Origin of the sequence: Rathayibacter tanaceti (genome assembly GCF_001634385.1) — a bacterium.
Lineage (GTDB): Bacteria > Actinomycetota > Actinomycetes > Actinomycetales > Microbacteriaceae > Rathayibacter > Rathayibacter tanaceti.
The window spans coordinates 1-9,951 of sequence record NZ_LIIN01000108.1; the positions used below are offsets into that span (position 1 = coordinate 1).

Below are 9,951 nucleotides of genomic sequence, written 5' to 3' on the forward strand. Positions count from 1 at the left end.
TCGACCACGGTGACGGGGACCCCGGCGCCCGCGCCGTCGCGAGGGCGGCGACGTCATCGTCGGCGGCGCGGGCGAGGCCGTGCAGGCCGCTGAGCGGATCGGCACGCGGAGGAAGCGCTCCGAAGGGGGTCTCGGAGGGGACGACCGGAGCGTAGGCGGCGAGATCGGCGAGCGCCAGGTCGGCGACGCCGACGCCGGTCGCGGTGCTGAGGGAGGCGGTGTCGGGCGCCGAGACGACGACGTCGACGCCCTCGGGTGCGGTGACATCGCCGATGGCGACGACACGGGTGACGCCGAGGCGGGCGAACTCCGCCGCGAGAGCGGAGGCGGTCGGCGCCGCCGAGGGCGTCGCGCTGCCGGGATCCGGGCTGCCGGGAGTCGGGCTGCCGGTCGTTCCCGTCGCCGCGCTGTCGTCCGCCGAGCCGACCAGCAGCGGGACGCCCCACGCGATGCTCACCTGCGCGGCGCGGAGCCTCGAGAGGGCCACGTCCTCGACCAGCACGACGAGCGGAGCCGACGTGAACAGCGCGGCGCTCGCAGCGAGGGCGTCGGCGGCGAGCGCCACCGGTCCGTCCGGAGCCGCGGTACGGGTGCGGGGCGCCTCCTGCCGCAAGCCGTCGGGCCCGGACGCATCGGGTGTGCAGGCACTGAGCAGCGGGATCACCGCGAGCCCGCCGACGACGACGCTGCGGCGGGAGAGCCCCCGCCTCTGCGGGACGGGGCGGGACGACGAGGGCATGGCGGACCTCTCCTCTCGGAGCCCCGGAGGGCTCGCTCGTGCGTGGCTGCTCCCTTCGACTATCCCAGGCCTGGGGCCTCGCGCGCGCAGACCCGCCCCGCGGGGACGGACCCGGCGAGCAGCCTCCGCGGTGCGGGGCGGAGCACCGATCGCGCACGCAGAGAGGGGGAGCCGCGCCGCAGCGCCGCTCCCCCTCCCACCGCTCCGGCTCAGACCGTGCGGGGAGCCTTCGCGAGGTTCGCCTCGAGCTCGTCGCGGTTCTGGCGCACGACATAGGCCGGGCGGTCCCGCTCGACCCGCCACGACTCGCTCAGCGGCGTGATCGCGACGGTGTCGAAGCCGAGCCGGTCGTAGAGGTCGGTGACGAAGTGGATCGCCTCCGGGTAGTCGCTCGACGTCGCGAGCGCACGCCGATCGGGGGTGCCCGCCGGTGCCCCTCCGGTGCTGATGTCGGCGGCCATGATGTGGTTGAAGGCCTTGACGACCTTCGACTCGGGGAGGTGCTGCTGCAGCATCTCGCTCGTCGTGGTCTCGCCCCTGTCGAGGGCCTCGATGCGGCCGTCGCGCTCGAAGTAGTAGTTGTTCGTGTCGAGAACGATCTTGCCCTTCAGAGGCTCGACCGGCACCTCGGCGAGATTCTTCAGCGGCACGGTCACCACTGCGATCTCGGCCGCCTCCGCCGCCTCCTGGGCCGTGGCGGCGCGGGCCTTCGGGCCGAGCTCCGCGATCAGGTCGGCGAGGGTCTCGGGTCCGCGCGAGTTCGCGATGACCACCTCGTCCCCGAGGGCGATGACCGCCCGCGCGACCTGGCTGCCGATGTTGCCTGCTCCGATGATTCCGTACGTCGTCATACTGGGCCCAACACTCTCCGCCAGGCCACATTCCGCAGCTCGGCGGACTCCCACCCATCATCCAGGTCTCAGTCCCGCTGCAGTAGTTTCGGTCTTCGGGCGCGAACGCCCCCGACGAAGGAGAGCCTGATGCCGCAGTTCGACCTCCCGCTCGAGCTCCTCGAGCAGTACGCCCCCGATCTGCCGGAGCCCACCGGCTTCGCCGAGTTCTGGCGCGAGACCGTCGCCGAGGCGCGCGCCGTCGCCACCGAGCCCCGCTTCGACCCGGTCGACGCCGGCTACCGACTGCTCGACACCTACGACGTCACCTTCTCGGGCTTCGGCGGCCACCCGATCCGCGGCTGGCTGGTCCTCCCCCGCGGCATCGAGGGCCCCCTCCCCGGCCTTATGACCTTCATCGGCTACGGCGGAGGCCGCGGGCAGCTCGCAGAGTGGACAGCGATGTCGGCGGCCGGCTACGCGCACCTCGTGATGGACACCCGCGGGCAGGGGTCGGGGCACCGCTCAGGAGTCACGCCCGACCCGGTCGGCAGCGGTCCGCACGCCGCCGGTTTCCTGACGCAGGGCATCGAGTCCCCGGCCGAGCACTTCTACCGCCGCGTCTTCACCGACGCGGTCCGCGCTCTCGACGTGCTGCGCGCGCACCCCGCCGTCGACCCCTCCCGCGTGGCCGTCTCAGGCCGCAGCCAGGGCGGCGGGATCGCGCTCGCCGTCACCGGGATCCTGGGCCTGCTCGGCGAGTCGGAGTCGGCGCGCGCCGCCATCGTGGATGTGCCGTTCCTCAGCCACATCCCGCACGCCGTGCGGCTCGTCGACTCGATGCCGTACGGCGAGATCGTGGAGTACCTGCACACCCATCGCGGCGCCGAAGCCCGCGTGTTCGACACGCTCTCCTACTTCGACGGCACCTCCTTCGCCCCGCACGCGCAGACCCCGGCGATGTTCTCCGTGGCGCTCCGCGACGACATCTGCCCGCCGTCCACCGTCTACGCGTCCTACAACCGCTACGCCGGCCCCCGCGAGATCCGCGTCTACCCCTTCAACGGGCACGAGGGCGGCGAGGAGTTCCAGATCGGCGAGCACGTGCACTTCTTGGCGCGCGAGCTCGCCTAGGGGACGCCGCCGGTCGGCGGGTGGGCACGCTCGGTCGGGGCGGAGGGATCATTCCGAGGGCGTCGGCCCGGCCTGCGGGGGAGTCTCGCGGGGGTCCGGCTTCACCCTCACCCCTTCGTCGCCGGGGAGCACCTCGCCCGCAGCGCGCTGAGCATTGTCCTCCAGGAGCAGATCGTGGTAGTCGCCCTCCGCGCAGGGCGCGACGGCCACGATCTGATACGAGTCGTCGGCCGCGCTCGTATCGAAAGCAGCCCGCAACACCGGACCACCCTCGGCGTAGACACTCGGCCACGGGGTCGAATCCGCGATCCTCACACTCATCCCCAACGACTCCCAATACGCCGCGACCTTGCGCGCGTCACCCGCAAAGTCCGTTCCCCTCGGAGCCCACTGCTCGTAGCTGTAACTCGCCCCCTTCTTCCCTCCGTTACGAGTACAGCCATCCGGCCCTGCGACTCCGTTGCGCGGCCACCAGCCCTCCAGATCCAGCTGCTTCGTCGTCTCGATCACCAACCGGACGACCTCATCCCGTCCCTCTCGAGCACTCATCTCCGCCACCGAATCCCCTCCTTTCTCCGCACACGCGGACATCGTCCCCGTCATCACCAGCATCAGCGCACACAGACCGGCGCGGCACCTACGGCAGAATTCCCGTCTCACCGGCGGCCACCTCCTCGATGACCATCTAGAAATCCGAGGGCTGAAGCTCGGCCGGCGGGGGCATCTCGTCGGGGTCCGGCTTCACCCTCACTCCTTCGTCGCCGGGGAGGACCTCGCCCGCAGCGCGCTGAGCATTGTCCTCCAGGAGCAGGTCGTAGTAGTCGCCCTCAGCACAGGGCGCGACGGCCACGATCTGGTAGGAATCGTCAGCCGCGCTCGTATCGAAAGCAGCCCGCAGCACAGGACCACCCTCGGCGTAGACACTCGGCCACGGGGTCGAATCCGCGATCCTCACGCTCATCCCCAACGACTCCCAATACGCCGCGACCTTGCGCGCGTCACCCGCGAAGTCCGTTCCCCTCGGAGCCCACCGCTCATAGCTGTAACTCGCCCCCTCCTGCCCATCAGCCCGAGAACAGACATCCGGCGCCGCCTCTCCGTTCCGCGGCCACCACCCCTCCAGATCCAACTGCTTCGTCGTCTCGATCACCAGCCGAACGACCTCGTCCCGTCCCTCTCGAGCACTCATCTCCGTCACCGAAGCCGCTCCTTCCTCCGAACACGCGGACATCATCACCATCACCACCAGCATCAGCGCACACAGACCGGCGCGGCACCTACGGCAGAATTCCCGTCTCACCGGCGATCATCCCCTTCATGAACTTCTGGAAATCGGTCGGGCCAAGCGGCGCGTCCTCTGTCAGAGCATCGACTTCGCCCCGAAAAGCACGACCGACGTTCGCGAGCGACTCCGTGCCCTGATCCAGATAGCCGGCCAGGGGGCCGTCATCGCTCTTCGTAGCATCGTGGTTCGTGACGATCCGCCCCTCGTCTCCGCCGGTCTCCACACCGAACACGTGCGCGCCGAAGCCCGGATCGGCGGGATTCACGTGGTGGTCACGGCTGAACCGGCGCCCGATCCACGCCGCCTCATCCCCGCTCTCCGTCTCGAACGGCAGCTTGTCACGCGCCTGCCCGGCATACATGTCCTCGACGTGCAGATCGCTGACCGCATCGACGCTGTCGGGCAACCCGGCCGACCCGAGAGAGACGAACGTCCCCAGCTCGACGTCGGACCGGGCAGCGGTGATGGCCACGACGGTCGTTCCGTAAGAGTGCCCGACCGCACCGGGCTTCGGAATCGAATCCCCCCGAACGGCGGAGAGACCGTGCAGGGAGGCGGCGAGAGCCGCCGCCCCCGCGACAGCGTCATCGATGTCGAGGACCGACGCGTCGACGTTCTCGACGGCCGGCGGAGGCGTCTCGTAGCCGATCCACGCGATGACGGCACTCCCGTCGGGCAGCACCGATCGCACATTCTGCGAGGCCTTCACCCACGAGTCCGCGGTCTCCGTCGTCTGGCCCATCCCGGGGACGGCGTAGGTCACACTCGTCGCGGTGTCGAGGTCGCCGATGGACACGGCAGCCAGAGGCGGATGATCCTCGGTCAGGGAGACGAGGAAGCGCGGATCCTGGCCGGCCCGAGTGTCGAGCGAGTTCCGAATGTTCTCCAGCGCCTGAAAGTCCGTCTCGATGGTCCGGAGCCTCGCAGGATCGCCGTCGGCGGATTCTTGCGCGAGCTCCTCCGACAGGGCCGTGATCCGTTCGGTCAGCGCTTTCTTGTTCGCCTGCGCCCTCGCCCCGTACGGCACCCCCTCGAGATTTCCGACCACCCCGGGCAGCGCCCCGATCAACGCCTCCTGACGCGCAGAGAACCCGGCTCCGCCGTCGGCGGGCGCGAGCTGCGTCCACCATGTGTGCGCGTCGGTCGGCGGGATCCGCTTGAGCTGTGCGCCCAGTTCCGGCGTGATCACGAGCAGGACGGCGAGCTGGTCGGCGGGCACCGTCGACAGCAGATCGAGCGCGCTCCGGTCCGTCCTCGACGTCCCCGCCGTCACCGCCATCTCGAGGGTCGCGCTCGACAGCCGGCCCCCGCCCGCCGCCTCGAACGCGCGGGAGACCTGATCGACCCAGTCCACGAGCGACCGGCTGAGTTCCTGCAGCTGCTGGAACCCGGCGAAGACCGTGGTGGACTCCAGCGGCACCCACGAGCACAGGTCGCTGAACGCGGCGAAGGCCTTCGACACACTGTCCAGCTCCACCCGCAGCGCCTCATCCGCCTGACGCGCGTCCGACACGAACACGTCCAGACGCTCCGGGTCGGCAGATGTGCCGCCCGGGGCGACACCCACCCCCGCCGTCGTGCGTTCCGGCTCCTGCGGCCAGTAGGAGGCCGCGATCGTCGGAGGAAGAATCCGGTCCTCGGACGGAGGCCTCCGGAAGATGTCCGAGAGATCCGAACCGGCGACGCCCATCGGATCCAGACGCCGCTCCTCCTGACGCGCCTCCCACGCCGCCACCTGCGCCAACCGCTCCCGCTCCGCTCCGGCTGCGGCGATCGCCACCAGCACCACCTCCGACAGGGTGAAGAGCACCGAGTCCAGACGCGATCGATTGGACACCTGAGTGAGGTGGGCGAGCCAGAACACCTGCGCAGAGGGCCCCTCGAAATCCTGCATCGCCTGCTCTGCGGCAGCCCCGCGCACCACCGACTGCCCCCGCAGCACGTCCGCCGCCGTCATCAGCGTCTGTGCGAACCGCCGAGCGGTCTCGTCGTCGAAGCGGATCGTCTCCATGCTCACCATCCCTGAGTAATCCTCTGGAACAGTACTCGTCGGGTAGCACCGCGCGTTCGGTCGGCGCGAGATCACGCGCCGTGCAGGACAACTCCGATCACCGGAGACGAAGCGCCGGGGCGGAGTCCTCCAGGCGCGCGGACACGTCCTCGATCGTCGAGGAGGAGACCGCCTCGGTCCGGATGAGCAGTCCCCCGGAGGGCTGCGAGCCGACTGCCCTGCCCGGCATCCGGCGCGCTCTTTCGGGTGAGGGCCGCACCCCGAATCAGCGTGCGCACTGATTCGGGGTGCGGGGCGTCCCGACGGGCGTCGCTTTGTGACGCCGCGAGTCGACGGGGGCGCCAGTTCCCGGATCCGCTCGGCACTATCGACTGCATGACTCGCCAGATCCGCTTCAACGCCTTCGACATGAACTGCGTCGCCCACCAGTCCTCGGGCATGTGGCGCCACCCGCAGGACCAGTCGTGGCGGTACAAGGACCTCTCGTACTGGACCGACCTCGCGAAGCTGCTGGAGCGCGGCACGTTCGACGGCATCTTCATCGCCGACGTGCTCGGCACCTACGACGTCTACGGAGGCTCCAACGAGGCCGCGATCCGACACGGCGCACAGGTCCCGGTCAACGACCCGATCCTCCTCGTGTCGGCGATGGCCGCGGCGACCGAGCACCTCGGCTTCGGCATCACCGCCGGCACCGCCTACGAGCACCCGTACCCCTTCGCGCGACGGATGTCGACGCTCGACCATCTGACCAAGGGCCGCGTGGGCTGGAACGTCGTCACCGGATACCTCCCCAGCGCCGCCCGCAACATGGGCCACGAGGACCAGCTCGAGCACGACGACCGCTACGACGTGGCCGACGAGTACCTCGAGGTGCTCTACAAGCTGTGGGAGGGATCGTGGGAGGACGACGCCGTGATCCGCGACCGCGACTCCGGAGTCTTCACCGACCCGGCGAAGGTGCACGAGATCGGTCACCGCGGCCCGAACTTCACCGTCCCCGGCATCCACCTCTCGGAGCCGTCGGTGCAGCGCACCCCCGTCATCTACCAGGCGGGCGCGTCACCGCGCGGCATCCGCTTCGCGGCGGGCAACGCGGAGGCGATCTTCGTCGCCTCCTCGACGAAGGCCGGACTGAAGGCGACCGTCTCGCGCATCCGCGACGCCCTGGAGGCGGCGGGCCGAGACCGCTACTCCGCGAAGATCTACACCCTGCTGACCATCATCACCGCAGAGACGAGCGAGGCGGCGCACGCGAAGCACCGCGACTACCTCTCCTACGGCAGCGAGGAGGGGGCGCTCGTCTTCATGTCGGGCTGGATGGGCATCGACCTGTCGCAGTACGACCTCGACGAGCCGATCGGCAACGTGAAGAGCAACGCGATCCAGTCGGCCGTCGCCAACTTCCAGGAGGCGAACGAGGACGGCAGCGAGTGGAAGGTCCGCGACATCGCCAAGCTCAGCGTGATCGGCGGGCTCGGACCGTTCGTCGTCGGCTCGCCCACGGAGGTGGCCGACTACCTGCAGGAGTGGGTCGAGGACACCGACGTCGACGGGTTCAACCTCGCCTACGCGATCACGCCCGGCACCTTCGAGGACGTGGTGGAGTTCATCGTGCCGGAGCTGCGGCGCCGCGGCGCGTACCCCGAGGAGTACGTCGAGGGGAGCCTCCGCCACAAGCTGCACGGGCGCGGCGACCGGCTGCCGGAGGAGCACCTGGGCGCCGGTTTCCGCTACCGGGCGCGCGCGGAGGCCTGACGTCGGAGTCCGCGTGCGTCGTGCCGTCAACAACGAAGGACGAACGTCCGGCACTCACCGTGGATCCGCGGATCCGAGCCCGTCTTGGGACATCCATCCTTCGTTGTTGACAGGACGGACCCGACCGGCGACCGGAGCCGGCCGGCGACGCAGGCTCGGACGCAGAAGTACCCCGCCGCGGTGAGCGACGGGGTACTTCTGCGTGAGACCGGAGGGGCTCAGCCCTCGAAGGTGGCGTCGAGGGTGATCTCGACTCCGGTGAGGGCCTTGCTGACGGGGCAGGTGGCCTTGGCCTCGTCGGCGGCCTTGAGGAAGGCGGCCTCGTCGATGCCGCTGACCTCGCCGCTGACGATCAGCGCGATGCCGGTCAGCGTGAATCCGCCGGCCGAGTCGGGGCCGAGCGAGACATCGGCGCGGACGTCGAGCGCCTCGACGGTGCCGCCGGCCTGGCCGAGGACGGCCGAGAACTGCATGGCGTAGCAGGCGGAGTGCGCGGCGGCGAGGAGCTCCTCCGGGCTGGTGGAGCCGTTGGCATCGTCGGCGGCGCGCTTGGGGAACGAGACGTCGTAGGTGCCGAGCTTCGAGCTCGAGAGCTCGACCTGGCCCTCGCCGGTCTCGAGGGAGCCGTTCCAGGCGGTGCGGGCGGTACGAGTGGGCATGAGTCCTCCTTGGCGGGCGGGGAGAACCGTAGAACGATCGTTCTCCCCCGATGGTCCGAGCCTACGGGGAACGCCCGTTCTCGTGCAACCGGCGCGCTCAGTGCACGAGCTTGAGGCCGACGACGCACCCGACGATCCCGAGCACCAGCAGCGTCCGCACGAGCGAGAAGCCCTCGCCTCCGAAGAACATGCCGTAGAGCACCGTCAGCGAGGCGCCGATCCCCACCCAGACGGCGTAGGCGGTGCCGGTCGGCAGCTCGCGCATCGCAAAGGCGAGGCCGGCCATGCTCGCGACGACGCCGACTCCGAAGACGACCGACGGGCCGAGCCGGGTGAGCCCCTCCGACCTGCCGAGAGCGGTGGCCCACACGGCCTCGAGGACACCGGAGAGAATGAGGACGGTCCAGGACATGACAGCTCCTTCGAGTCAGTCTTGTCGCGTTCCGGGTACTGCTCCCTCGTCCGGTCGCAGTCGTCGGCTAGCTCCAGTCTGCCGGATCGCCCTGGGCGGGCGCCCAGCGAGGTCAGGAGATCGCGGCGCGGAGGGCTGCGGCGGCGGCTCCGACGTCGGGAGCGCTGTAGATGGCGCTGCCGGCGACGGCGACCTGGGCGCCCGAGCGCTGGACCGCCTCGATCGTGTCGGTGCTGACGCCTCCGGCGACCGAGAACGGGACGCCGGAGGACGTTCCGTCCGTGAGGAGCGAGTCGAGGGTGTAGCCGTCCTCGGCCTGCTCGTCGAGGCCTGCGTGCATCTCGACGAACACGGCGCCGAGCGCGACGACCTGCTTCGCCCGCTCGGCCTTGTCCGGAACTCCGATGAGGTCGACGACGACGCCCTTGCCGTGCTTCTTCGCGGCGGTGACGGCTCCCGCGATGGTGCTGTCGCCGGCGACGCCGAGGACGGTGACGAGATCGGCTCCGGCCGAGAAGGCCAGGTCGGCCTCGAGCTCGCCGGCGTCCATGGTCTTGAGATCGGCGAAGACGATCTTGTCGGGGTGCGCCTGCTTGATCGCGGTGATGGCCGAGACTCCGGCGCTCTTAACGAGCGGAGTGCCGAGCTCGAGGATGTCGACGTGCGGCGCGGCTGCGGCGGCGAGCTCGAGGGCGGCCTCGGTGCTGAGAGTGTCCATGGCGAACTGGAGCTTCATGGGTGCTTCTTCCTGATCGGTGGGGCGGGAGCGCGGGTGCGGTCCCGAAAGGGGTGGGCGCGTCACTCGAGGTTCGCGTGGCGCGGCCAGAGCTCGTCGGCGTCGGCCCCGCTGCGCTTCCACAGGGCGTGGAAGAGAGCGTCTCCGGTGACGACGACGACCTGCTCGAACAGGCCGCCGGAGTACTGCGCGGACGCACGGCCGGAGCGGTCGAGCTTGTCGGCGGCGGGCACGACGACGACCGCCGAGGCGAGCTCGGCGAGCGGCGAGGAGGCGTCGGTCGTCAGCGCGGCGACTCGGGCTCCGGCGTCGACCGCGCTCTGTGCGGCGCGGACGATGCCGGCGGTGGCGCGGATCGCTGGCGGTGGAGCAGGACGGCTCCGGCGG

11 protein-coding genes and 1 riboswitch are annotated in these 9,951 nt (G+C 70.4%); of the genes, 2 read left to right on the forward strand and 9 right to left on the reverse strand.

Annotated elements, in window-relative coordinates; all coding sequences use genetic code 11:
* Both ACH61_RS11980 and ACH61_RS11985 read right to left on the reverse strand, forming a co-directional pair.
* Positions 1-739, reverse strand: a 739-nt coding sequence (locus ACH61_RS11980; RefSeq protein WP_413784038.1) for a hypothetical protein, incomplete at its 3' end; no start/stop codon positions are given.
* 209 nt (positions 740-948) lie between these two features.
* Positions 949-1,590: an NADPH-dependent F420 reductase gene (locus ACH61_RS11985; RefSeq protein ID WP_068212336.1), complete on the reverse strand. Its 642-nt coding sequence runs from the start codon at positions 1,588-1,590 to the stop codon at positions 949-951.
* A gap of 129 nt (positions 1,591-1,719) precedes the next feature.
* Here ACH61_RS11985 and ACH61_RS11990 point away from each other — a divergent pair, with 129 nt between their 5' ends.
* Positions 1,720-2,703 (forward strand): acetylxylan esterase, encoded by a 984-nt coding sequence (locus ACH61_RS11990; protein ID WP_068212338.1) that lies wholly within the window; start codon positions 1,720-1,722, stop codon positions 2,701-2,703.
* A 48-nt stretch (positions 2,704-2,751) separates the two neighbouring features.
* Here ACH61_RS11990 and ACH61_RS11995 read toward each other — a convergent pair whose 3' ends face one another.
* The 3 genes from ACH61_RS11995 to ACH61_RS12005 all read right to left on the reverse strand — a co-directional run bounded on the left by ACH61_RS11995 (position 2,752) and on the right by ACH61_RS12005 (position 6,008).
* A complete protein-coding gene (locus ACH61_RS11995; protein ID WP_153038855.1) occupies positions 2,752-3,216 on the reverse strand; it encodes a hypothetical protein in 465 nt (154 codons plus the stop codon).
* Between the two features lie 172 nt (positions 3,217-3,388).
* On the reverse strand, positions 3,389-3,853 hold the full coding sequence (locus ACH61_RS12000) for a hypothetical protein (RefSeq protein WP_153038856.1): 465 nt from the start codon (positions 3,851-3,853) through the stop codon (positions 3,389-3,391).
* Between the two features lie 127 nt (positions 3,854-3,980).
* Positions 3,981-6,008 (reverse strand): alpha/beta hydrolase, encoded by a 2,028-nt coding sequence (locus ACH61_RS12005; protein WP_068212344.1) that lies wholly within the window; start codon positions 6,006-6,008, stop codon positions 3,981-3,983.
* Between the two features lie 366 nt (positions 6,009-6,374).
* Here ACH61_RS12005 and ACH61_RS12010 point away from each other — a divergent pair, with 366 nt between their 5' ends.
* Positions 6,375-7,757: an LLM class flavin-dependent oxidoreductase gene (locus ACH61_RS12010; protein WP_068212346.1), complete on the forward strand. Its 1,383-nt coding sequence runs from the start codon at positions 6,375-6,377 to the stop codon at positions 7,755-7,757.
* Between the two features lie 218 nt (positions 7,758-7,975).
* Here the strand turns inward: ACH61_RS12010 and ACH61_RS12015 are convergent, their stop codons facing one another.
* The 4 genes from ACH61_RS12015 to ACH61_RS17480 form a co-directional block, all read right to left on the reverse strand.
* Positions 7,976-8,416: an OsmC family peroxiredoxin gene (locus ACH61_RS12015; RefSeq protein WP_068212347.1), complete on the reverse strand. Its 441-nt coding sequence runs from the start codon at positions 8,414-8,416 to the stop codon at positions 7,976-7,978.
* 97 nt (positions 8,417-8,513) lie between these two features.
* Positions 8,514-8,828 (reverse strand): DMT family transporter, encoded by a 315-nt coding sequence (locus ACH61_RS12020; RefSeq protein ID WP_068212348.1) that lies wholly within the window; start codon positions 8,826-8,828, stop codon positions 8,514-8,516.
* Positions 8,829-8,837: 9 nt separating this feature from the next.
* Positions 8,838-8,901, reverse strand: a riboswitch (guanidine-III (ykkC-III) riboswitch).
* Positions 8,902-8,940: 39 nt separating this feature from the next.
* Complete coding sequence (hxlA, locus tag ACH61_RS12025; RefSeq protein WP_068212349.1) at positions 8,941-9,564, reverse strand: 3-hexulose-6-phosphate synthase; 624 nt, start codon at positions 9,562-9,564, stop codon at positions 8,941-8,943.
* A gap of 62 nt (positions 9,565-9,626) precedes the next feature.
* Positions 9,627-9,951 (reverse strand): phosphoheptose isomerase family protein (locus tag ACH61_RS17480; RefSeq protein WP_461786695.1); only part of this gene is annotated, 325 nt, incomplete at its 5' end.

Coding starts and splice junctions, on each gene's coding strand:
- ACH61_RS11985 (WP_068212336.1), bottom strand. CDS start 1,590: ATGACGACGTACGGAATCATCGGAGCAGGCAACATCGGCAGCCAGGTC.
- ACH61_RS12015 (WP_068212347.1), bottom strand. CDS start 8,416: ATGCCCACTCGTACCGCCCGCACCGCCTGGAACGGCTCCCTCGAGACC.
- ACH61_RS12010 (WP_068212346.1), top strand. CDS start 6,375: ATGACTCGCCAGATCCGCTTCAACGCCTTCGACATGAACTGCGTCGCC.
- hxlA (WP_068212349.1), bottom strand. CDS start 9,564: ATGAAGCTCCAGTTCGCCATGGACACTCTCAGCACCGAGGCCGCCCTC.
- ACH61_RS12020 (WP_068212348.1), bottom strand. CDS start 8,828: ATGTCCTGGACCGTCCTCATTCTCTCCGGTGTCCTCGAGGCCGTGTGG.
- ACH61_RS11990 (WP_068212338.1), top strand. CDS start 1,720: ATGCCGCAGTTCGACCTCCCGCTCGAGCTCCTCGAGCAGTACGCCCCC.
- ACH61_RS12005 (WP_068212344.1), bottom strand. CDS start 6,008: ATGGTGAGCATGGAGACGATCCGCTTCGACGACGAGACCGCTCGGCGG.